This window comes from Streptomyces sp. NPDC015220, assembly GCF_043079345.1.
GTDB lineage: Bacteria > Actinomycetota > Actinomycetes > Streptomycetales > Streptomycetaceae > Streptomyces.
In genome coordinates, this window is the sequence record NZ_JBIBUK010000007.1 from 102529 (window position 1) to 124294 (window position 21766).

Annotated in this window: 18 protein-coding genes; 4 read left to right on the forward strand and 14 right to left on the reverse strand. The window is 72.1% G+C overall.

Going from position 1 to position 21766, the window contains the following annotated elements:
• Positions 1 to 43 precede the first annotated feature (43 nt).
• The 6 genes from rplS to ACF061_RS17280 all read right to left on the reverse strand — a co-directional run bounded on the left by rplS (position 44) and on the right by ACF061_RS17280 (position 3539).
• Positions 44 to 394 carry a 50S ribosomal protein L19 gene (gene rplS / locus ACF061_RS17255; protein WP_361387094.1) on the reverse strand — a complete coding sequence of 117 codons (351 nt, stop codon included), beginning with the start codon at positions 392 to 394 and terminating at the stop codon, positions 44 to 46.
• 135 nt (positions 395 to 529) lie between these two features.
• Positions 530 to 1363 carry a tRNA (guanosine(37)-N1)-methyltransferase TrmD gene (trmD, locus tag ACF061_RS17260; protein WP_392267705.1) on the reverse strand — a complete coding sequence of 278 codons (834 nt, stop codon included), beginning with the start codon at positions 1361 to 1363 and terminating at the stop codon, positions 530 to 532.
• Positions 1363 to 1914, reverse strand: coding sequence for a ribosome maturation factor RimM (gene rimM, locus ACF061_RS17265; protein WP_392267706.1), 552 nt, complete (start codon positions 1912 to 1914; stop codon positions 1363 to 1365). The genes trmD and rimM overlap by 1 nt, the downstream gene beginning before the upstream one ends.
• An 81-nt stretch (positions 1915 to 1995) precedes the next feature.
• A complete protein-coding gene (locus ACF061_RS17270; RefSeq protein WP_003973401.1) occupies positions 1996 to 2235 on the reverse strand; it encodes an RNA-binding protein in 240 nt (79 codons plus the stop codon).
• 5 nt (positions 2236 to 2240) lie between these two features.
• On the reverse strand, positions 2241 to 2660 hold the full coding sequence (gene rpsP, locus ACF061_RS17275; protein ID WP_392267707.1) for a 30S ribosomal protein S16: 420 nt from the start codon (positions 2658 to 2660) through the stop codon (positions 2241 to 2243).
• Between the two features lie 276 nt (positions 2661 to 2936).
• Positions 2937 to 3539: a hypothetical protein gene (locus ACF061_RS17280; RefSeq protein WP_392267708.1), complete on the reverse strand. Its 603-nt coding sequence runs from the start codon at positions 3537 to 3539 to the stop codon at positions 2937 to 2939.
• A gap of 598 nt (positions 3540 to 4137) precedes the next feature.
• Between ACF061_RS17280 and ACF061_RS17285 the strand changes: the two genes are divergently transcribed.
• Entirely contained in the window at positions 4138 to 4995 is an 858-nt protein-coding gene (locus tag ACF061_RS17285; RefSeq protein ID WP_392267709.1) for an SAM-dependent methyltransferase, read from the forward strand.
• Here ACF061_RS17285 and ftsH read toward each other — a convergent pair.
• The 6 genes from ftsH to ACF061_RS17315 form a co-directional block, all read right to left on the reverse strand.
• The gene (ftsH, locus tag ACF061_RS17290; protein ID WP_392267710.1) at positions 4992 to 7049 is read right to left on the reverse strand and encodes an ATP-dependent zinc metalloprotease FtsH; all 2058 of its coding nucleotides are present in this window, start codon (positions 7047 to 7049) and stop codon (positions 4992 to 4994) included. The genes ACF061_RS17285 and ftsH overlap by 4 nt on opposite strands.
• A 106-nt stretch (positions 7050 to 7155) precedes the next feature.
• Complete coding sequence (gene ffh, locus ACF061_RS17295) at positions 7156 to 8703, reverse strand: signal recognition particle protein (protein WP_392267711.1); 1548 nt, start codon at positions 8701 to 8703, stop codon at positions 7156 to 7158.
• Between the two features lie 271 nt (positions 8704 to 8974).
• Positions 8975 to 11458 (reverse strand): [protein-PII] uridylyltransferase, encoded by a 2484-nt coding sequence (locus ACF061_RS17300; protein ID WP_392267712.1) that lies wholly within the window; start codon positions 11456 to 11458, stop codon positions 8975 to 8977.
• A 25-nt stretch (positions 11459 to 11483) separates the two neighbouring features.
• Positions 11484 to 11822, reverse strand: coding sequence for a P-II family nitrogen regulator (locus ACF061_RS17305; RefSeq protein ID WP_392267713.1), 339 nt, complete (start codon positions 11820 to 11822; stop codon positions 11484 to 11486).
• A complete protein-coding gene (locus tag ACF061_RS17310; RefSeq protein WP_392267714.1) occupies positions 11819 to 13159 on the reverse strand; it encodes an ammonium transporter in 1341 nt (446 codons plus the stop codon). The genes ACF061_RS17305 and ACF061_RS17310 overlap by 4 nt, the downstream gene beginning before the upstream one ends.
• A 319-nt stretch (positions 13160 to 13478) precedes the next feature.
• Complete coding sequence (locus ACF061_RS17315) at positions 13479 to 14963, reverse strand: hypothetical protein (protein WP_392267715.1); 1485 nt, start codon at positions 14961 to 14963, stop codon at positions 13479 to 13481.
• A gap of 450 nt (positions 14964 to 15413) precedes the next feature.
• Between ACF061_RS17315 and ACF061_RS17320 the strand changes: the two genes are divergently transcribed.
• Entirely contained in the window at positions 15414 to 16076 is a 663-nt protein-coding gene (locus ACF061_RS17320) for a bifunctional DNA primase/polymerase (protein ID WP_392267716.1), read from the forward strand.
• A gap of 195 nt (positions 16077 to 16271) precedes the next feature.
• On the opposite strand, the gene ftsY is transcribed toward ACF061_RS17320, so the two are convergent.
• Positions 16272 to 17483 carry a signal recognition particle-docking protein FtsY gene (gene ftsY, locus ACF061_RS17325; protein WP_392267717.1) on the reverse strand — a complete coding sequence of 404 codons (1212 nt, stop codon included), beginning with the start codon at positions 17481 to 17483 and terminating at the stop codon, positions 16272 to 16274.
• A gap of 194 nt (positions 17484 to 17677) precedes the next feature.
• Between ftsY and ACF061_RS17330 the strand changes: the two genes are divergently transcribed.
• Both ACF061_RS17330 and ACF061_RS17335 read left to right on the forward strand, forming a co-directional pair.
• Positions 17678 to 19138, forward strand: a complete 1461-nt coding sequence (locus ACF061_RS17330; protein ID WP_392267718.1) for a cytosine permease — start codon at positions 17678 to 17680, stop codon at positions 19136 to 19138.
• Between the two features lie 117 nt (positions 19139 to 19255).
• Positions 19256 to 19633 carry a hypothetical protein gene (locus ACF061_RS17335; RefSeq protein WP_392267719.1) on the forward strand — a complete coding sequence of 126 codons (378 nt, stop codon included), beginning with the start codon at positions 19256 to 19258 and terminating at the stop codon, positions 19631 to 19633.
• A 325-nt stretch (positions 19634 to 19958) separates the two neighbouring features.
• Here ACF061_RS17335 and ACF061_RS17340 read toward each other — a convergent pair whose 3' ends face one another.
• Positions 19959 to 21377, reverse strand: coding sequence for a sugar porter family MFS transporter (locus ACF061_RS17340; RefSeq protein WP_392267720.1), 1419 nt, complete (start codon positions 21375 to 21377; stop codon positions 19959 to 19961).
• Positions 21378 to 21766: the final 389 nt, after the last annotated feature.

A 21766-nucleotide genomic window follows, 5' to 3' on the forward strand; every position in this document is an offset into this window, starting at 1 on the left:
CCTCACCGCCGGCGCGCTCCTGCGGTTCGCTCCCGGAGGGCGCTCAGTTCTCGCGCTTCTCCTTGATCTTCGCGGCCTTGCCGCGCAGCTCACGGAGGTAGTACAGCTTGGCGCGGCGCACGTCACCACGGGTGACGAGCTCGATCTTCTCCACGATCGGGGTGTGCACCGGGAAGGTGCGCTCGACGCCGACGGAGAAGGAGACCTTGCGGACCGTGAAGGTCTCGCGCACGCCGGAACCCTGGCGGCGGATCACGACGCCCTTGAACTGCTGCACACGGGAGCGGTTGCCCTCGATGACGCGGACGTGCACGTTGACCGTGTCGCCCGGACGGAAGGCGGGAACGTCCTCGCGGAGCGACGCGGCGTCGACAGTGTCGAGCAGGTGAGACATTTCGTCTGCTTTCTTCGCTGATGCCACAGGTCATCAACGGGAACTAGAGGTTCGGGATGATCGCTGCGCGGATCGGGGCGGGCGTCCTGTCCCCCTGTGGCAGGGGCGCCAGGCCGGACGGCGCACAACAGCGGCCTATTCTTCCACGTCGTCGGCCCGGCGCCAAAATCGGCCGTACGGCGCGCCCTCCGGGTCCGGGGCCCAGCCCAGGATGGACAGCGTCTCCCGGTCCTTCTTGTCGAACGCCTCGGGTTCGCACCGTTCGATGAGGTCGGGCCGGTTGGCCGCGGTGCGCCGCAGGGCCTCGTCGCGGCGCCAGCGGGCGATCTTCCCGTGGTGGCCGCTGAGCAGCACGTCGGGGATCGGGCGCTCGCGCCACCGGGGCGGCTTGGTGTAGACGGGGCCCTCCAGCAGGCCGGCCATGGCGCCGGGGGCGAAGGAGTCGTCCCGGTGGGACTCGGCGTTGCCGAGCACCCCGGGCAGCAGCCTGGCCACGGCCTCGGTCACGACCAGGACGGCCGCCTCGCCGCCGGCGAGGACGTAGTCGCCGATGGAGACCTCGTAGACGGGCACGCGGGTGGCGTACTCGTCCACGACACGGCGGTCGATGCCCTCGTAGCGGGCCGGTGTGAAGATCAGCCAGGGGCGTTCGGAGAGTTCGACGGCGAGTTCCTGGGTGAACGGCCGGCCGCTGGGGGTGGGGACGATCAGCGCGGGAGCGTGCGAGCCCGTCTCGTAGCCGTCGGCGAGGACGGTGTCCAGGGCGTCGCCCCAGGGCTCGGTCTTCATCACCATGCCGGGGCCGCCGCCGTAGGGCGTGTCGTCGACGGTGTTGTGCCGGTCGTACGTCCAGGCACGCAGGTCGTGCACCCGCACGTCGAGCTGTCCGCGCGCGCGTGCCTTGCCCACCAGGGAGACGTTCAGCGGTTCCAGGTACTCGGGGAAGATCGTGACGACGTCGAGGCGCATCAGGACTCTGCCCCGGCCTCGCGCGAGGACGCGATCTCCGCGCGGTCGTCGATCAGGCCCGGCGGCGGCGCGATGACGGCCCGCTGCTCCTCCAGGTCGATCCCGGTGACGATCTCCTCGACGAACGGGATCATCACCTCGCTGCCGTCGGGGCGTTCGACGATGAACAGGTCCTGGGTGGGCAGGTGCGAGATCTCGGTGATCCGCCCGACCTCCGTGCCGTCCTCGGTGACCACGTCGAGGTCGATCAGCTGGTGGTCGTAGTACTCGTCCTCGTCCTCGGGCAGCTCGTCGGGATCGATTTCGGCGATGAGCAGGGTGTTGCGGAGGGCCTCGGCCGCGTTGCGGTCGCCGACGCCCTCGAACCGCAGGAGGAGGCGACCGCTGTGGACGCGGCCCGTCTCGATGGTGAGCGGGCCCGCGGAGGCGGGATCGGTGGCGAGTACGGCGCCGGGCGCGAGCCTGAGTTCCGGCTCGTCGGTACGTACCTCGACGGTGACCTCGCCCTTGATGCCGTGGGCGCGGCCGATCCGTGCGACTACCAGCTGCACGTGTCCAAATCTCCTGTCATACGACTACGGGCCGGGGACGGCTCAGTGGCCCTCCCCGGCCCGAGCCGGTTGCGATAAGCGTCAGCGGACGTGGTCCACGTCGACGAGGTCGACGCGGACACCGCGGCCGCCGATGGCGCCCACGACGGTGCGCAGGGCGCGTGCGGTACGGCCGTTGCGACCGATCACCTTGCCGAGATCGTCGGGGTGCACCCGGACCTCGAGCACGCGTCCGCGACGCAGGTTGCGCGAGGCGACCTGCACATCGTCAGGGTTGTCGACGATGCCCTTCACGAGGTGCTCAAGCGCCTCTTCGAGCATGCTTCTCAGGCCTCGGTCGACTCGGACTCGGCAGCGGCCTCGTCCTTCTTCTCAGCCTTCTTCTTCTGGGTGATCGCCTCACCCTTGCCCTCGTCGTCGCCGCCGAGGGCCTCGAACGACGGACGCGCCGCCTTCTCCGCCGGCTGCAGCAGCGGCGCGGGGGCGGGCTCGCCCTTGAACTTCTGCCAGTCGCCGGTCTTCTTGAGGATGGCGAGCACGGGCTCGGTCGGCTGGGCGCCGACGGAGAGCCAGTACGCCGCACGCTCGGCGTCGACCTCGATGCGCGAGGGGTTCTGCACCGGGTGGTACAGACCGATCTCCTCGATCGCCCGGCCGTCACGGCGGGTGCGGGAGTCGGCGACGACGATGCGGTAGTGAGGCGAACGGATCTTGCCCAGACGCTTCAGCTTGATCTTGACTGCCACGGGAGTGGATTCTCCTGGATTGACGTGGTTGGGCACGGCGGAGACGCCGCGTGGGGTTGCGGTACCCGAGTGCCCGACGGACGCGTCAGCCGGAGGAGAGAGGGGTCCTGTGCGGCTGTCGAGTACAGCCAACCATTCTGCCACACCCTACGGAGTGAACTCGGCGGAGGGTGGGCGGGCCCTGCTCAGGCACGCCTGAGCGGGACCCGGCGCCTGCCGCGTCCGTCGTCCCACGCGGTCGTCGCGGGTCCGGCACCCACGAGATGCCGGACACCGTCAGCCCGCCGCCGCGCCCATCACCTCCGGGATCCGGAACGGTTTGCCGCACCCCCCGCACACGATCGGCGCCTGGGCCAGGACGGAGGGGACGACCCGTACGTTGCGGCCGCAGTCGCACACCGCCTTGACCCGGACCCCGCCGCCGGAGGAACCGTGGCGGGCGGCCGGGCCGCGGAAGGTGCGGCCGGTGTCGGAGGAGGTGGCGGCCGTGTGCGCCTTCAGGGCGCGCTGGAGGCGCTCCATCGTGGCGCGGTAGCGCCGCTTGGCCTCGGGACTGAGCGTGACCAGGGAGAAACCGCTGCTCGGGTGCGGCTCCTCGGGGTGGTCCAGGCCCAGCTCCTCGGCGATGGCGAGGAACCGGCGGTTGTGGTACCGGCCGGCGCGGGAGGTGTCGCGCACCCCGCGCGCCGCGGCGATGCCGTGGACTGCTTCGTGAAGCAGTCGCTCGAAGGAGAGTTCGTGCCCGCACGCGGACGAGGACTCCCCGATCAGTGATTCGGGCGCGGCCAGGTCCGGCAGCTCGGGGTGGTACCGCTGAATGTCGGCCCACGCCTGCGCCAGCTCCGCGGCGAGAACAGGTGGTGTCTGTGTCGTGCTCACGTAATGACAACGAGCGGAGGTGCCCCTGTGTTCCTATTCCGGGGCATCCCAAATAATTTGCACGTACCCGTCAGTTGCCGCTGATGTGTCCTGACGAGGGCGGGTGCGCTGATCTGCGGAGAAGCCTCACAGCTCGTCACAAGCCGGTGCGTAGTCCCGCGTACGTACACCGTCCTGGGCCGTCATCCGTGCCGACGGCCCGCCGGGTCGCCCCCGCGGTCGCGCGGGGCGCCGGTGCGCGGACCCGGACGCGTACGCCGGTGCTCTCGGGGTGCCGGGACGGGCAAGGGGCGTTTCGGCCGCGTTCCGGGGCGCGAGACCGTCACCGGGTGAGCGTGCTCGATGTCGGTGACGTTACCGGGCGCGTTCCACAGGCCGCGAACCGCCCCGCCCCGGCGGCCGAAAACACTCGTCGATGCACCGGTTACCGGTGTGTGAAATCTCGTCCCGGGCGCCCGGAACGCCACAAGCGGGGCGCCACACCCCTGGACGCGATGGGGAGCGGGGAGTTACCTGGCATACGGGAAGTGCGAGCGCACGGCACGGGGGCCACGGAACCGGTACGGCGGCAACTCTCGGCGGATTGGGGCGCTTATCCATGACACCTACGCTCGTGCGTCAGCACGTGTCCTGCGCGGGGCCGGCTCCCCGGGTGGACCGGCGTGCACGCGCGCGTGACTGGTCCGAGATCCAGGAGCGGATGCTGGCGCCGCTCTACGAGGCCGTGTACGAGCGGCTGGACGTGGGCTCCGGCACCCGGCTGCTGGCACTGGGCTGCGGGTCCGGGCTCGCCCTCGTCATGGCGGCGGCCAGAGGGGCCGCGGTCACGGGCGTCGGGCCCTCCTGTCCGGAACGGCTGGCCCTGGCGCGGCAGCGCATGCGGCAGGGACCGTGGGGCACGGGCGCGCGTGCGCGGGCCCGCGTCGTCGACGGACCGCTCACGGACCTGCTCGACGACGCCGAGGACGCGGCCGGCGCCCGGACCCGCCCGTACACCCTGGTGACCGCGTTCGAGCCGGTCGGGTGCCTCGCGGGCGACCGTGAGCGGCTGGGCGGACAGCTGTCCGCGGCGGTACCGCTCGCCCGGCGCGGGGCTCCCGTGGTGCTGACCGGCTGGGGTCCGCCCGAGCGCTGCGCCACGTCCTCCGTGCTGCGGGTGGCCGCCGGCCCGGACCGGCCCCGCCCCGCCCCGCGCGACGGCCTGGAGGAGGTGGCCCGGCGGGCCGGCCTGCGGCCGGACGGCTCCGGGCGGGTCGCCTGCCCGTTCGGATACGCCGACCTGGACAGCGCGGTCCGCGGCATGCTCTCCACGGGGCTGTTCGACGCGGCGATCGAGGCGGGCGACCGGAGCCAGGTCGACAAGGAGCTGACGGAGGCCCTGCACGCGCACCAGCGGCCCGACGGCACGGTGTGGATGCCGAACGTCTTCCGCTACCTGATCGCGCGGACGCCCTAGCCGGCCCCGCCCGGGCCCCGGTCCGTGCCCGGCCCGTTTCCGTCCGTGCCCGGCCCGCGACCGTCGGCGCCCGGCCCCCGGACGCCCGGGGCCGTTCCCTGGACGTCCGTGCCCGGCTCGGTCTCCAGGTCCTTCCTCAGCCGCGTGATCCCGGCGACCCGGTAGGCGTCGGCCTCCTCCAGGGTCTCGTTCTCCAGCAGCGCCGCGGCCAGCGCGTCCAGTTGCCCCCGGTGGTCGCGCAGCTTGCGGCACGCCTCCTCGTAGCACTCGTCGACGATGCGCCGCATCTCGGTGTCGATGGCGTCGAGGGTCTGCGGGGCGGCGGCGAGTCCGTAGGCCTGCTGGGCGTCGTTCGGCAGGGCCGACAGACGGCCCAGGTGCTCGCTCATGCCCCAGCGGGCCACCATCCCGCGCGCGATGTTGGTGACCTGTTCGAGGTCGCTCTCGGAGCCGGTGGTGATGACGTCGTAGACCACGTGTTCGGCCGCCATGCCGCCGAGCGCGCCGATGATCCGGCCGCGCAGGTACTCCTCGGTGTACGCGTACTTGTCGGACTCGGGTGTGGACAGGGTGACGCCGAGCGCCCTGCCGCGCGGCACGATGGTGATCTTGCGGACCGGGTCGGCGCCGGGCTGGAGCATGCCGAGCAGCGCGTGGCCGCTCTCGTGGTAGGCGGTGCGCCTGCGCTCCTCCTCCGGCATCACCAGGGCGCGTTCCGCGCCGAGCTGCACCTTCTCCAGGGCCTGGGAGAAGTCGGTCTGCGTCACCTGCCGCTGGCGCCGCCTGACGGCGAGCAGCGCGGCCTCGTTGGCGAGGTTGGCGAGTTCGGCGCCGGTCATGCCGGGGGTCGTGCGGGCCACCCGGGTGAGGTCCACGTCGGGGGCGAGCGGGATCTCCCGGGTGTGGATCCTCAGGATCGCCTCGCGTCCGCCCCGGTCCGGCGGCGCCACCTGGACCAGCCGGTCGAAGCGGCCCGGGCGGGTCAGGGCCGGGTCCAGGACGTCGGCGCGGTTGGTCGCGGCCAGGACGATCACGCCCTCGGAGCCGGAGAAGCCGTCCATCTCGGTCAGGATCTGGTTGAGCGTCTGCTCGCGCTCGTCGTGGCCGCCCATCGACGCGCCGCCGCCCCGGGCCCGGCCGATGGTGTCGATCTCGTCGATGAAGATGATGGACGGGGCCACCTTGCGGGCCTCCGCGAACAGCTCGCGCACCCGGGAGGCGCCGACGCCGACGATCATCTCGATGAACTCGGACGCGGACGCGGAGAAGAAGGGCACGCCCGCCTCGCCGGCGACGGCCCGCGCGAGCAGGGTCTTGCCGGTGCCGGGCGGCCCGGTGAGCAGCACGCCGCGGGGCATCTTGGCGCCCATGCGGCGGTAGTCGTCGGGGTGCTTCAGGAAGTCGACGACGTCGTCCAGCTCGCCCTTCACCTCGTCGATGCCGGCCACGTCGGCGAAGGTGGTGCGCTGGGTGCCGGGCCGCAGCTCGACCGGCCGGGGCGGTGTCTTGCGGCCCAGCAGGCCGCCCGGGCCGCCCAGGCCGGAACCGATCCGCCGGGCGAAGAAGACCCACAGCGCGGCCAGGACCACGATCGGCGCCAGCGACAGCAGCAGGTTGGACAGGAGACCGCGCTCCTGCACGACGGGCTGCGCGGTCACGGTGACCCGGTGGCTGCTCAGGCTCTGCCAGAGTTTGTCGTCCGCGAAGGCCGGGCGCTGGGTCCGGAACTTGGTGTACGTGCCGTGGCCGGCGGGCTTGGCCCGGGCGCTCTTCAGCTGGCCCTGGATGGCGTCGCCCTTGGAGTAGATCTTGCTGACGTTGCCGGCGTCGACCTGTCTGCTGAACTCGGTGTACGAGATCGTCGGCTCGTTGCCGGTGTTGTAGTAGCTCAGTCCGCCGTAGGCGAGCAGGAAGACGATCACCGCGGTGACGAGCAGCCCCCACCATCTGCCGCGCGCCCTCCTGCCGCCGGGCTGCCTGGGCGGCTCGTCCGGAGTGCCCTCGGTGCGCCACGGCTGGTCGGGTGCCTTGCGTGGTGGCGCGGCATTGCTCATATCTGGACGTTACGGCAGATGCCGGACCCCGGCACGCGCTGAGGGCGCCCCTCCGTGTGGAGAGGCGCCCTCGATGTCGTGACGACCGCCCTGCGGGCCGGGCCGGTCAGCCCATGAACTTCTTGAACTCGTCCGGCAGCTCGAAGTCCTGTCCACCCTGCTGCGGCAGCCCCAGGGCGCCGCCCTGGGCCGCGGCGGCGCGGCGCGCGGCCTCCTCCTGCTCCTGCTGCTTGCGCTTCATCGGGTTGCCCGAGCGCTGCTTGCCCTTGGTCTTCTTCTGCTGCTTCTTCTGCCGGCCGGGGCCGCCTCCCATGCCCGGGATCCCCGGCATGCCGGGCATGCCGCCGCCCTGGGCCATGCGGGACATCATCTTGCGGGCCTCGAAGAACCGCTCGACGAGGTTCTTCACCGCGCTGACCTCGACGCCGGAGCCCTTGGCGATACGGGCGCGGCGGGAGCCGTTGATGATCGTCGGGTCCTGGCGCTCACCCGGGGTCATCGACTTGATGATCGCGGCGGTGCGGTCGACGTCGCGCTCGTCGATGTTGTTGATCTGGTCCTTGATCTGGCCCATGCCCGGCAGCATCCCGAGCAGCTTGGAGATGGAGCCCATCTTGCGGACCTGTTCCATCTGGGACAGGAAGTCGTCGAGGGTGAAGTCCTGGCCCTTCTTGGACGCCAGCTTGGAGGCCATCTTCTCGGCCTCTTCCTGGCTGAACGTCTTCTCCGCCTGCTCGATCAGGGTGAGCAGGTCACCCATGTCGAGGATGCGGGAGGCCATCCGGTCCGGGTGGAAGGCGTCGAACTCGTCGAGCTTCTCCCCGTTGGACGCGAACATGATCGGCTTGCCGGTGACCTGCCGGATCGACAGGGCCGCGCCACCGCGGGCGTCGCCGTCGAGCTTGGAGAGCACCACGCCGTCGAAGCCGACGCCGTCGCGGAAGGCCTCCGCGGTGTTCACCGCGTCCTGACCGATCATGGCGTCGACGACGAACAGGATCTCGTCGGGCCTGATCGCGTCCCGGATGTCCGCGGCCTGCTGCATCATCTCGGCGTCGATGCCGAGGCGGCCGGCGGTGTCCACGATCACGATGTCGTGGACCTTGGCCTTCGCGAAGTCGATGGAGTCCTCGGCGACCTTGACCGGGTCGCCCACGCCGTTGCCCGGCTCGGGCGCGTAGACGGCGACGCCGGCGCGCTCGGCGACGACGCTGAGCTGGTTCACGGCGTTCGGGCGCTGGAGGTCGCAGGCGACCAGCAGGGGCGAGTGGCCCTGCTCCTTGAGCCACCGGCCGAGCTTGCCCGCGAGGGTGGTCTTGCCGGCGCCCTGCAGACCGGCCAGCATGATCACGGTGGGCGGCTGCTTGGCGAACCGCAGCCGCCGGGTCTCGCCGCCGAGGATGGTGACGAGTTCGTCGTTGACGATCTTCAGGACCTGCTGGGCGGGGTTGAGCGCCCGGGAGACCTCGGCGCCGAGCGCACGCTCCTTGACGTTCTTGATGAAGGTGCGGACGACCGGAAGGGCCACGTCCGCCTCGAGGAGCGCGATGCGGATCTCGCGCGCCGTGGCGTCGATGTCCGCTTCGGAGAGCCGCCCCTTGCCGCGCAGGTTCTTGAAAGTCGCTGAGAGGCGATCGGAGAGAGTATCGAACACGGCGGCGTCGGTCCTCGGAGTCGGGGGCGTTTTGAGCTGTCCTCCAGAGTATCCGGCCCGGCGAGCAAATCGTCCCCGCCCACGGAAGACAGTGAGCGGGGAGGCGCCCGCCGGCCTGCGGACGCACACCCGGCGCCCGCGGGAGCACCCGTCGGGCCGTCCCCGCGGCGGCGGGGAGCAGGTGGTGGCGTCCGTACCTACTTCCGACAGGCACCGGGGACCGTCCCCGCGGCGGGGACACACCGCGTGAAGGGGCGCCGCGGCCGCGGGGTCACTCCCGCAGCGCCTCCTCCAGCCGCCGCGCCACGGACGCGGCCTCCTCCTCGGGCAGCGGGAAACCTCCGGGAGCGGTGACGTAGAAGGCGTCCACCGCGTTGGCCCCCAGCGTGCTGACGTGTGCGCTGCGCACCCGTACCTTCGCGTCCTCCAGGGCTCGCCCGAGCCGGAACAGCAGCCCCGGGGCGTCCTGGGCGCGGACCTCGATCACGGTGGCGTGCCGGGAGGCGGCCGGGGCGACCGTCACGCGCGGCGGGGGCGCGACGGCACCCCGGCGGCGCGGGTAGGCGGCGTCGCGCTCGGCGAGCCGGCCCGCGATGTCCAGGGAGCCGTCCAGCGCCCGGACGAGGTCGGCGCGCAGCCGGGCGGCCTGGGGCAGCGAGCCGTACTCGGCGGCGACCCGCCAGTTCAGCAGCAGGACGCAGCCGTCGTCGACGCCGTCGGGCAGTTCCAGGGTGCCCAGCTCGGCGGTGCGGACGGTCAGCCGGTGCACGGCGAGGACCCCGGCCACCGCGGGGAGCACCCCTGGCTGGTCGGGGACGGCGATGGCCAGTTCCACGCCGACCGGCTCCGGGGCGTCGGAGGGGCCGTCGGCCGGAGGGCCGGTCTGGGCGCGCAGCGCCAGGACCGGCCCTCCGGTGCGGAAGGCCTCGACGGCCAGCCGTTCCTGTTCGGCGGTGGGGGCGGCGGGCTCCGGTTCACCGGGGGCGTCCCCGGCCAGGAGCGCGGAGACCCGCCGGACCAGGTCGGCGACCAGGGTGCCGCGCCAGGAGGACCAGGCGGCCGGTCCGGTGGCCAGCGCGTCGGCCTCGGTCAGGGCGTGGAGCAGTTCCAGGGTGCTCTGCGTGCCGACCGCCCCGGCGACCGCGCGAACGGTGGCGGGGTCGTCCAGGTCGCGCCGGGTGGCGGTCTCCACGAGCAGCAGGTGGTGGCGTACGAGGGTGCCGAGCACGGCCGTGTCGGCGCGGTCGAAACCGATGCGCGCCGCCATGTCCCTGGCGATGGTCTCGCCGGCCACGGAGTGGTCGCCGGGCCAGCCCTTGCCGATGTCGTGCAGCAGCGCGGCGGCCAGGAGGAGGTCGGGGCGGCCGACGCGGCGGGTGAAGCCGGAGGCGCGGACGGCCGTCTCGATCAGATGGCGGTCGACGGTCCAGACGTGGACGGCGTTGCGCTGCGGGCGGCAGCGCACCCGCTCCCAGTCCGGCAGGAGCCGGGTGACCAGTCCTTCCGCCTCCAGGGCCTCCCAGACCTGGACGGTCGGCCGGCCGGAACCGAGCAGGGTGACGAGCTGTTCGCGGGCCTCGGCGGGCCAGGGCGAGGGCAGGGGGCGCGCGGTGGCCGCCAGGCGCCGTACGGCGTGCGGGGAGAGCGGCAGACCGGCCTGGGCGGCGGCGGCCGCGGCGCGCAGCGGGAGGACGGGGTCGTGTTCGGGGCGTGCGGTGCGGGCGAGCACCACTTCGCCGTCCTGCTCGACCACTCCCTCGGCCAGCGGGGACCGCTCCGCGGCGGGCTTCCCGCCGCCCCCCGCCACCACCCTCCTCAGGAAGTCGCTCCGCTCCCTCCTTCTGCGCAGCCCGGGCCGCACGGCGCGCGAACGCAGTACGCGTCCCACTTCGCGCCAGGTGACGTCGCCGGCGTAGGAGATGACCCGGGCCGCCTCGTACACCTGCCGCAGGAGGGTGTCGGCGTCGAGGACGCCCAGTTCGGCGGCCACCTGGTCCTGTTCCTGCAGGGCGAGCCGGTCGGTGGCGCGGCCGGTCGTCAGGTGCAGGGCGTCCCGTACGTCGAGCAGCCGGCGGCGGGCGTCGGCGAGGCCCTCGCGCGGGGCGTCGGCCAGCCAGGACGCGGCGACGGCCCGCAGGGCGGTGGCGTCGCGGAGTCCGCCGCGGGCCTCCTTCAGGTCGGGCTCCAGCAGGAACCGCAGCTCGCCCTGGCGTTCGGCGCGTTCGCCGCACAGTTCCCGCAGCTCGGGCAGGCGTCTGGGAGCCCGGTCGCGCCAGTCGGCGAGGACCGCGGTGCGCAGTGCGGCGGTCAGGCCGGCGTCGCCCGCCAGGTGCCGGGCGTCCAGCAGGCCGAGCTGGACCTTGAGGTCGTCCGCCGCCGTCCTGCTGGCCTCGGCCGGTGTGCGCACCGAGTGGTCGAGGGCGATCCCGAGGTCCCACACCGGGTACCAGATCCGGTCGGCGAGGGCGGCGACCGCATCCGGGGCGGTGCCGTCGTGCAGCAGGAGCAGGTCGAGATCGCTGCGCGGGGAGAGTTCGCCGCGGCCGTAGCCGCCGACGGCGACCAGGGACGCGCCCCGGGGGGCGGACGCCGCCGCGTCGAAGAGGCCGGCCAGCCAGCCGTCGGTGAGTTCGGCGAGGGCGGCCCGGCGCGGCGGCCCGGACCGCGTCCCCTCGGTGAGGAGGCGCAGCCGGGCCGCCGCGTAGCCGCTGGGTCCCGAGTCCTCGGTTTCGTTCCGCGCGTTCGTGTCCGTCACCCGGTGACTCCCGTCCTCGTGCCGTTCAGAGCGCGTCCGGGCCGCGCTCGCCGGTGCGGACCCGGACGGCGGTGTCGACCGGCAGGGACCAGACCTTGCCGTCTCCGATCTTGCCGGTGCGGGCCGCCTTGACGACGACTTCGATGAGCTGTTCGGCGTCGTCGTCCTCGGCCAGCAGCTCGATACGGATCTTGGGCACCAGGTCGACGGTGTACTCGGCGCCGCGGTAGACCTCGGTGTGTCCGCGCTGGCGGCCGTAGCCGCTGGCCTCGGTGACCGTGAGGCCGTGGACGCCGAAGGCCTGCAGGGCCTCCTTGATCTCGTCCAGCCGGTGAGGCTTCACGACCGCGGTGATGAGCTTCACGCGTCCACCTTCCTGCTCTGCGTGACGGCGGTGGCCAGGGCGGGGGCCGCGCCGACGACGCCGCCGCCCGCGCCGCTGAAGTCGTAGGCGGTCTCGGCGTGCTCGGCCCGGTCGATGCCGGAGATCTCCTCGTCCTCGGTGACCCGCATGCCGATCGCCTTGTCGACCAGGAGGGCGAGGACGGCCGAGGCGATGAGGGAGTAGGCGAGGACGGCGAAGACACCGGCGCACTGCTTCCAGAGCTGGTCCAGGCCGCCGCCGTAGAACAGGCCCTTGACGTCGGACTGGCCGGCGCCGCTGGCGAAGAGGCCGACCAGCAGGGAGCCGATCACACCGCCGACCATGTGGACGCCGACGACGTCGAGGGAGTCGTCGTAGCCGAACCGGTACTTCAGGCCGATCGCCATGGCGCACACGACACCGGCGACGGCGCCGACCGCGATGGCGCCGAGCGGGGAGACCGCGCCGCCGGACGGGGTGATGGCGACCAGGCCGGCGACCGCGCCGGAGGCGGCGCCCAGGGTGGTGCACGCGCCGTGGCGGATCTTCTCGTAGCCGAGCCAGGCGAGCATGGCCGCGGCGGTGGCGATCTGGGTGTTGACGAACATCAGCGGGCCGACGCCGTCGTCGTTGCCGAGCCAGGAGCCGGCGTTGAAGCCGAACCAGCCGAACCACAGCAGGCCCGCGCCGAGCATGACCAGCGGGAGGCTGTGCGGGCGCATCGGGTCCTTCCTGAAACCGACGCGCCTGCCGATGACGAGGATCACACCGAGTGCCGCCGCGCCGGCGTTGATGTGGACCGCGGTGCCGCCGGCGAAGTCGATCACGCCGAGTTCGTAGGCCCAGCCGCCGGTGCCCCAGACCCAGTGGGCGACCGGGAAGTACACGATCGTGGCCCACAGGACCACGAACAGCGACCATGCGGTGAACTTCACCCGGTCGGCCAGCGCGCCGCTGATCAGGGCGGGTGTGATGATCGCGAACATCAGCTGGAAGACCGCGAAGACGAAGACCGGGATGGTGTATCCGGGCCAGAGGTCCGTCTTGCCGATTCCGCTGAAACCGACGAAGTCGGAGGTCCAGCCGACGATCGATCCCCGGTCGTCGCCGAAGGCCATGGAGAAGCCGTAGAGCACCCAGAGGACGGTGATGATGCCGAGGCTGACGAAGCTCATCATCAGCATGTTCAGGGTGCTCTTGACCCGGACCATGCCTCCGTAGAAGAAGGCCAGGCCCGGGGTCATCAGCATCACCAGGGCGGAACAGATGAGCATGAAGCCTGTGTTGGCGGACGACAGCTTGGCTGTGTCCGCCGCAAGCATGATGGCTGGTGCCATCGGCGTCTCCTCGTCGGTTGGTACGGCCCCGTGCGGGCGAAGCCTGAGCGGTCCGGGAAACGGGCCCGGGCCGTGAGGGGCGAGCCGGTTATGCGCCATGAGACTGACGCAGCGCGGTTTCGGTGGACGCCCCCCGTTGTTTCGCGGGGGTGACGAAGGCGCCTGACGTGTTACGCGTCGGTGAATTGCGCGCGCACGGGAGCGGAGGAGCGAACGGACCGGCCGCGGGCGGCCTTCCGATGACCTGGCATGGGGGAGCCGAGTCGGGCGGTTCGGGAGGGCCGGCCGCGGCCGGGGTCTCGGTCAGCCGTGGGTGCCGTCAGACGGCCTCGGCTGTCTCGGGGAGTTCGGCGGCGAGCTGCTCGGTGAGGTCGATGACCTCGCCCAGGTCGCCGAAGTCCCGTACGGCGTTGTCCACGGTCTTGCGGATCCGCGTGTTCACGCGCTCGGAGCGGACCTTCTTGGCCACCTTCATCGCCTGCGAGGCGTACCGCGTGCTCTGCTCGGGCTCGCGCTGGAGCAGGTGGACGGTGGCCAGGCCGACGAGGTTCAGCGCGTAGGACCGCTGGTGCTCGCGGTCCTCGGCGAACAGTTGTACGGCCTTCTCCATCAGGGGCTCGGCCAGCGAGGCGTACGCGGGGCTGCGGCCGGCCACGTAGGCGAGGTCGCGGAAGGAGTGGGAGTTCTCGCCGTACAGCTCGGCCTCGGAGAAGAAGCGGATCCAGTCGGGGTCGGGCTCGTCCCACTCCGCCGCGTCGGCGAAGGCGTCCTCGGCCATGCGCACCGCGCGCTTGCACCGTCCGGGCTGGCCCATGTTGGCGTAGGCGCGGGCCTCCATCGCGTACAGCATGGACTGGGTGCGCGGGCCCGCGCAGTCCCGGCTGCCGTACTGGGCGAGGTGGATCAGTTCGAGGGCGTCGTCGGGCCGGCCCAGGTGGATCATCTGCCGGCTCATGCTGGACAGGACGTAGGAGCCCAGCGGCCGGTCACCGGCCTCCTTGGCGGCGTGCAGGGCGAGCACGAAGTACTTCTGCGCGGTGGGCTGCAGCCCGACGTCGTAGCTCATCCAGCCGGCCAGCTCGGCCAGTTCGGCGGCGACCTTGAAAAGCCGCCTGGTGGTGGCCTCGGGCTGGGGCTCCTGGAGGAGGTCCGTCACTTCGTGCAACTGGCCGACGACCGCCTTGCGGCGCAGGCCGCCACCGCACTGGGCGTCCCACTGCCGGAACATCGTGGTGGTGGTCTCCAGCAGTTCCAGCTCGGGCCGGGAGAGCCGGCCCGGGCGGCGGGCCGCGGCGGCCGGCTCCGGCTCCCGGGGCGGGGTCTGCGGGGCGGGCACGAGCCAGCGCTGCAACGGCTCGATGAGCGAGGGGCCCGCGGCCAGCCCCAGCGAGGTCCCGAGGAAGCCGCGCCGCGCCAGCATCAGGTCGCTGCGCGAGAACTCGCTGAGCAGGGCCACGGTCTGCGGGCCCGTCCAGGGCAGGTCGACGCCGGTCGTGGAGGGCGACGGGCGGGCGGTGCGCAGACCGAGGTCCGCCACGGAGACCACGCAACCGAAGCGCTCGGAGAACAGCTCGGACAGGATCCTGGGGATCGGCTCGCGCGGATTCTCCCCGTCCAGCCAGCGGCGCACGCGCGAGGTGTCGGTGGAGACGTGGTTGGCCCCCAGCTGGCGGGCCCGGCGGTTGACCTGGCGGGCGAGCTCCCCCTTGGACCAGCCGCTGCGCACGAACCACGAGGCGAGCAGTTCGTTCGGGCGCTTGTCCCCACCCGCAGTGCTCGTCCCGCCACCGCCGCTGCCGCTCACTGGAACGCCCCCATTCCTGAAGACCACTTGTCGCTGAGTGCGCCAAGCCCTATCAGAATGCCGGTCGGCACCGCTGTCCGTCCGTCGGTTCTCGGCCTCCGGACGGGAAGGCGACTTGCCTCCGGCATACCCACGAGCGGTTGTGCCCCCAGGACTCGCACACTCACAGTAATCCCACGATCACCCGCTCAGCCACGGGGATCCCGGAAACGCCACCATTCGCCACCCCTTCGAATGAACTCCCGGTGGCCTTGTAGCGATTCACTTGACACCACACGGCCACGAGCGGGCGGAGCGGTGCGCGCGAGAGCGCGCACCTTCGACCGCACCACCCCGAGTGCTTCCGGGAGCCGTCTGAATCCAGCGGCACCGGGGAGGGAGTGGGAGACGGAGCGTCACGGAGCGCATCCGTCGCGTAACCATCGAGGCGGCGGAACCGTTGGAGGGGGCATGGGCTTCACGATCGGCGGTATGCGCGAGATCCGCTCCGGCGCGCGGTGGCGCGGCCGGTCGTACCGCTCGTCGGAGTGCACGGCGGCGGCCGAGTACACGGGGCTGTGGGGCTGGGACGTGGCACGTGGCGCGCGTGCCGTCGGCGACGCCTGCTCCTGCGGTCGCGCCGACTGCCCCGCGCCGGGCGCCCACCCGCTGGACTTCGCCCCCGCGATCCCGGCGGGCGCCACGCTCGACGAGGTGACCAGGGCGTGGGCCGAACTGCCGGGGGCAGCGGTCATGCTCGCGGTCGGGCGTGCGTTCGACGTGATCGAGGTCGCCGAGCCCACCGGCCGGTGCGCCCTGGCCCGGATGGAGCGCATGGGCCTGCCCCTGGGCCCGGTGACCGCGGCCCCGGACGGCCGCGCCCACTTCTTCGTCGCTCCCGGGGCGGCCATCGAGCTGCCCGGCCTGCTGTACCGCATGGGCTGGGACGACCCCACCGCCCTCGACCTGCGCGGCCTCGGTCCGGGCACCTACCTCACGGCCCCGCCCTCCGACCGCGGCGGCCGGGGCCCGGCCCGCTGGCTCCGGCCCCCCGCCCTGGACACGGCCAACCCCCCGGAGGCCCGCCTGCTCCTGGGCACGCTCGCGTACGTGGCCCAGCGCTCGCGGGCTTGACGGGCCTGTCGTCCGGATCGGGCCGGATAAGGGAGCGGGAACCACGCTCCGCCGGACCGGCGCCGACCGTCCCGGCACCGACCTCGCGCCGGGACGACCGCTCAGCAGCTCCCGCTCGAGGCATTCCCGCCCGACGACAGCAGCGCCCGTCCCCACTCGACCCGGGGGCGGGCGCTGCTGTGCGGACGGGGCCGGTCAGTCTCCGATGAGGGCGTCAACGAACGCCTCCGGCTCGAACGGCGCCAGGTCGTCCGCGCCCTCGCCGAGACCGATCAGCTTCACCGGTACGCCCAGCTCGCGCTGGACCGCGACCACGATGCCGCCCTTGGCCGTACCGTCCAGCTTGGTCAGCACGATGCCGCTGATGTCGACGACCTCGGCGAAGACGCGGGCCTGGACCAGCCCGTTCTGCCCCGTGGTGGCGTCGAGCACGAGCAGTACCTCGTCCAGCGGGGCGTGCTTCTCGACCACGCGCTTGACCTTGCCGAGCTCGTCCATGAGGCCGGTCTTGGTGTGCAGCCGGCCGGCGGTGTCGATGAGCACCACGTCGGCGCCCATCTCCTTGCCCTCCTTCACCGCGTCGAAGGCGACGGAGGCGGGGTCGCCGGCCTCCGGACCGCGCACGGTGTGGGCGCCGACCCGCTCGCCCCAGGTCTGGAGCTGGTCGGCGGCGGCGGCGCGGAAGGTGTCGGCGGCGCCGAGCACGACGCTGCGGCCGTCGGCGACCAGGACCCGGGCGAGCTTGCCGGTGGTGGTGGTCTTGCCGGTGCCGTTGACGCCGACGACCATCACGATGCCCGGCTTGCTGGTGGCGGGCTCGGTCCGCACGGTGCGGTCGAAGTCGGTGCCGACCAGCGTGAGCAGCTCCTCGCGCAGCAGTCCGCGCAGCTCCTCGGGGGTGCGGGTGCCGAGCACGCGGACCCGCTCGCGCAGTCGCTCGACCAGCTCCTGGGTGGGCTGCACACCGACGTCGGCGGTCAGCAGGGTGTCCTCGATCTCCTCCCAGGTGTCCTCGTCGAGGTGTTCGCGGGACAGGAGGGTGAGCAGGCCCTTGCCCAGGGCGTTCTGCGACCGGGAGAGACGGGCGCGCAGCCGGATCAGACGGCCTGCGGTCGGCTCCGGGACCTCGATCGCGGGGGCCGGAAGCTCTTCGACGACGGGCGGCTCCTCCACGACGACGGGAGAAGACGCGTCGGGCAGGTCCACCTCCTCGATCGTCCGCCGCGACTCCTCACGCGGCGTCTCGGCCTCTTCACCGACGTGCGGCTCGGCCGGAGGGGCGGTGATGTCGGGCGGGCTGGGCGGCGGCGGGGGCAGCGGCTTGCGGCGCCGGCTGCCGACGACGAGCCCGCCGAGCGCGCCGAGCACCACCACGGCGATGACTACAGCAAGGATGATGGTTTCCATAACGCGTCCAGTATCGGCCATGGGTCCCGGCCGGAGGCTGCTTGTGGCTTCCACCAAGAGACAAACGCCACCGAATGGCATGAGTCTGATCAAAGTACGATGGTGTGGCTCTCGTCCGTACGCGTAGAGTCCCGACATCGCCGTCCGTCTTGACGGCGCCTCCTCCCCCCACGAACGAGGCCGGACCCTTCTTCATGAGCAAGACCGCCGAGACCGAAGGCGCACTCGAAACCCGTGGCATCGAACAGGTGCCCGATAACGAGCGGACCGCCAGGACCCGTGAGCTGTTCCCCACCTGGGTCGGCGCCAACATCAGCGTGCTGCTGCTCACCATGGGCGCCAGCCTGGTCGTGACGTACCACCTCAACTTCTGGCAGGCGATCGTCGTCGCCGTCGCCGCGCCCGTCGTCTCCTACGGACTCGTCGGGCTGATCGGCATCGCGGGCAAGCGCGGCGGAGCGCCCGGCATGGCGCTGTCCCGCGCGGTCTTCGGCCAGCGCGGCAACCTGCTGCCCGGTTCGCTGATCTGGGTCGCCCGCTGGGGCTGGGAGACGATCAACGCGGTGACCGGCGCCTACGCCGTGCTCACCATCCTGAAGATCCTCTTCGGCGTGAAGTCGAACAGCGTGCTGGACATCGTGACGCTGCTGGTCTTCGTCGTGGCCACCTTCGCGATCTCCGGGCTCGGCATCAACGCCGTGCAGAAGTGCAACAAGTACGCGACGTACCTCTTCGGTCTGTTCTCGGTGCTGGTCCTGGCCTACCTGGTCGTGGACACCGACTGGTCGGCGGTGTTCGACCACTCCGCCGGTTCCACGGCCGCGGTGATCACGGGTGTCGGCATGATCGCGGCGGGCGGCGTGAGCTGGATCCCGACCGCCCCGGACTTCACGCGGTACCTGCCGCGCACCGCCTCCTCCAAGGCGATCGTGGGCACCTCGGTGGGCGGCGCCGGCATCGTCGTCCTGCCCATGGTGCTGATGGGCGCCGTGATGGCGGTCTCCACGCCGGACCTGGCCTCGGCCGCCGACCCGGTCTCCTTCCTCGGCGAGATCCTGCCGACCTGGATCGCCGTGCCGTACCTGCTGATCGCGGTGATCGGCATGCTGCTGATCAACTCGATGTCGATGTACTCGGCGGGATTCACCGCGCAGACCCTCGGCTTCAAGGTGCCGCGGCACTGGGCGGTCTCGGTCAACGCCGTGATCTCGCTCGCCTTCGGCGGCGTGCTGATGCTCGTCGCGACCAGCTTCATGGGCTCGTTCATCGCCTTCCTGTCGCTGCTCGCGGTCGCCTTCTCCGCCTGGGTCGGCGTCTTCGGCGCGGACATGCTGCGGCGCACGGAGTACGACGGCCGCGCGATGGCCGACACCACGCGGACCAGCGCCTACTGGTACCGGGGCGGCTTCTCGCCGGCCGCGGTCGCCGCGTGGGCGATCGGCCTGGCCGCGGGCCTGATGTTCACCACCTCGGACTGGTTCACCGGCCCGCTCGCCCACGACAACGTCATCGGCGAGTACGGCCTGGGCTGGGTCGCCACCATCGTGGTCTCCGGCCTGCTGTACCTGGCACTGCCCAAGCCGGCGGTGGCGGCCCCGGCCGCCGCGGGCCCGCGGGAGTCCGCCGCCGAGCAGCCCGAGAGCCTGGCCGTCTGACACCGCTCCCGAGTCCCCCTCCGCCGCACCGGACGCCGGAGGGGGACTTTCGTGTGCCCGTCCGCCCCCGCCGATAACCGCTCGTCCGGCCGGGGCGGAAGGTGCTCCACTGGGCCCATGACTCTGTCCGTGGATGTCTTCGTCCGTGGTCCGGACGGCCGGATGCGCGTGCTCGACGTGGCCGAGGGGTGCTCCGACTCGGCCGGGCCCGAGTCCTGGCGGACGACGGTGTGGGGGTCGGACGCCGTGCGTTCGCTGGGGGCCCGCCACCTGCCTCGGGTCCGGGAGGAGTGGCTGGTGGTGGAGACGGAGGAGCTGCCGGAGTTCCTGGGCGAGATCGGGCTCGTGCGGGCCGGACTGGGCTCGATCGCCGCCGTCCTGAGGGGCCCCTTCACGGAGGAGGAGTGCCGGCAAGGACTCGCGGGCCGCCTGGACAACATCGAGGCGGCGGCACTGCGGGCCCGGCGGATCGGCGGCGGCGTCCTCATCTGGTGACCCGCGCCCGCCCGCGCCGGCCCGCCCGGCGGCTCGGACGGCTCCGGTTGCCCCGGTGGCTGCGGTGGCTGCGGTGGCCCTCCCCGTACGCGACCGGCTCCGGTGAGACCGGCTCCGCCCCTCCCCGGCGTCGACTCCGGTGACTCCCGCCCCTCCGCACCGCCGGGCCCCGCCCGTGCACGACCGCGCCGCGGAGCCCCCTCTCATGACGGAGCCGCCCCCCGGTCCGGGCAGTGGCCGGGCCGGGGGGCGGCGGAGAGTACGAGGAGAGGGGCAGCGGGGAATTGGCCCGTCTCCTCGGGATCGAGGTGCCTCCAGGGGAGGCTCAGCCCATCTCCTCCAGCGCCTTGCCCTTCGTCTCCTTGACGAACTTCAGGACGAACGGGATGGAGAGCGCGGCGAAGACGGTGTAGATCAGGTACGTGCCGGAGAGGTTCCAGTCGGCCAGCGACGGGAAGCTCGCGGTGATGGCCCAGTTGGCGATCCACTGCGCGGAGGCGGCCACACCGAGGGCGGCGGCGCGGAGCCGGTTCGGGAACATCTCGCCGAGGAAGACCCAGACGACCACGCCCCAGGACAGGGCGAAGAAGAGCACGAAGACGTGGGCGGCGATCAGGGCGATCCAGCCCTGGGCGGCGGGCAGCTTGCCGTCGACCAGGTGGTACGAGAAGGCCCAGGCCTCCAGGGCCAGTCCGACGACCATGCCCACGGAACCGATGATGGCCAGCGGCTTGCGGCCGATGCGGTCCACGAAGATCATCGCGATCACGGTGCCGATGATGTTGATGATCGACGTCGTGAACGAGTAGAAGAAGGACTGCGTCGGGTCGACGCCGACCGACTGCCACAGCGTCGAGGAGTAGTAGAACGCGACGTTGATGCCGACGAACTGCTGGAAGACCGACAGGCCGATGCCGATCCAGACGATCGGCTTGAAGAAGAAGCCGCCGCCGAGCAGGTCCTTGAAGGTGGACTTGTGCTCCCGCTTCATGGCGGTCTCGATCTCGGTCACCCGGGCGTCGAGGTCGACGCTCTCGCCCTCGACCTCGGCGAGGATCTCACGGGCCCGCTCACGGCGGCCGACGGAGACCAGGAAGCGCGGGGACTCGGGGATGGCGAAGGAGAGCAGACCGTACAGGACGGCCGGGACGACCATGACCCCGAGCATGACCTGCCAGGCCTCCAGGCCCATCAGCTTGCCGCGCTGGTCGCCGCCGGCCGCGTTGAGCAGGCCCCAGTTGACCAGCTGGGAGATGGCGATGCCGACGACGATCGCGGCCTGCTGGAAGGAACCGAGACGGCCGCGGTACGCGGGCGGGGCGACCTCGGCGATGTAGGCCGGGCCGATGACCGAGGCCATGCCGATGGCGAAGCCGCCGATGATGCGCCAGAGGGCGAGGTCCCACAGGGCGAAGGGGAGCGCCGAGCCGACGGCGCTGATGGTGAACAGGACCGCGGCGATCTGCATGCAGCGGATGCGGCCGATGCGGTCGGCTATGCGGCCCGCGGTCGCGGCGCCGATGGCGCACCCGATCAGGGCGATGGCGATGACCTGGGCCAGCGCGGCGGGGCCGATGTCGTAGCGGTCCCGGATGGCCTCGACGGCGCCGTTGATCACGGAGCTGTCGTAGCCGAAGAGGAAACCGCCCATGGCCGCCGCCGCGGCGATGAAGATGACATGCCCGAGATGATCGGGGTGAGCCGTACCGGCTCCTGGCCTGGGTGCCTGCGCTGTGCTGGTCACGTGTACTCCTCGGGCACTCCGGCAACGCTGCCGGGGTGGGGGTTCAGGCCTCCGGTCGCGAGGACCTGAAGGTAAAAGCAACGTTGCAGAGACTATGCCTTCAATTTCCGAAGTCAATAGTTCCTCCGCTGTGAGTTTGCTCCACCCGCGTGGCGAGCTTGCGTTCAAGTATTGAAATCAAGTATCGGACATGCTCCGTCTACCCCGAAGTCACGCGCGCACGCGAGCGCCCGATCGCGCGGGGCCCGAGGGCGGGCGGTGGCAGTTCGGCGGGGCCCGGAGGAGGCGGAGCAGGCCGCGGCAGGGCTCGGGGCGGCCGGGGCGACGGCCTCTCGCACGGCTCGGCGCGCGAGAGGTCGACGGCCGCGTCGGGGCGGCGTGGTGCCAGA

What these genes read in the sequence shown, in the direction of transcription:
- rplS (WP_361387094.1), bottom strand. Translation starts at nt 394, where the DNA reads ATGTCTCACCTGCTCGACACTGTCGACGCCGCGTCGCTCCGCGAGGAC.
- trmD (WP_392267705.1), bottom strand. Translation starts at nt 1,363, where the DNA reads ATGCGCCTCGACGTCGTCACGATCTTCCCCGAGTACCTGGAACCGCTG.
- ACF061_RS17270 (WP_003973401.1), bottom strand. Translation starts at nt 2,235, where the DNA reads ATGCTCGAAGAGGCGCTTGAGCACCTCGTGAAGGGCATCGTCGACAAC.
- ACF061_RS17285 (WP_392267709.1), top strand. Translation starts at nt 4,138, where the DNA reads ATGACACCTACGCTCGTGCGTCAGCACGTGTCCTGCGCGGGGCCGGCT.
- ftsH (WP_392267710.1), bottom strand. Translation starts at nt 7,049, where the DNA reads ATGAGCAATGCCGCGCCACCACGCAAGGCACCCGACCAGCCGTGGCGC.
- ACF061_RS17310 (WP_392267714.1), bottom strand. Translation starts at nt 13,159, where the DNA reads ATGGCACCAGCCATCATGCTTGCGGCGGACACAGCCAAGCTGTCGTCC.
- ACF061_RS17320 (WP_392267716.1), top strand. Translation starts at nt 15,414, where the DNA reads ATGGGCTTCACGATCGGCGGTATGCGCGAGATCCGCTCCGGCGCGCGG.
- ftsY (WP_392267717.1), bottom strand. Translation starts at nt 17,483, where the DNA reads ATGGAAACCATCATCCTTGCTGTAGTCATCGCCGTGGTGGTGCTCGGC.
- ACF061_RS17330 (WP_392267718.1), top strand. Translation starts at nt 17,678, where the DNA reads ATGAGCAAGACCGCCGAGACCGAAGGCGCACTCGAAACCCGTGGCATC.
- ACF061_RS17335 (WP_392267719.1), top strand. Translation starts at nt 19,256, where the DNA reads ATGACTCTGTCCGTGGATGTCTTCGTCCGTGGTCCGGACGGCCGGATG.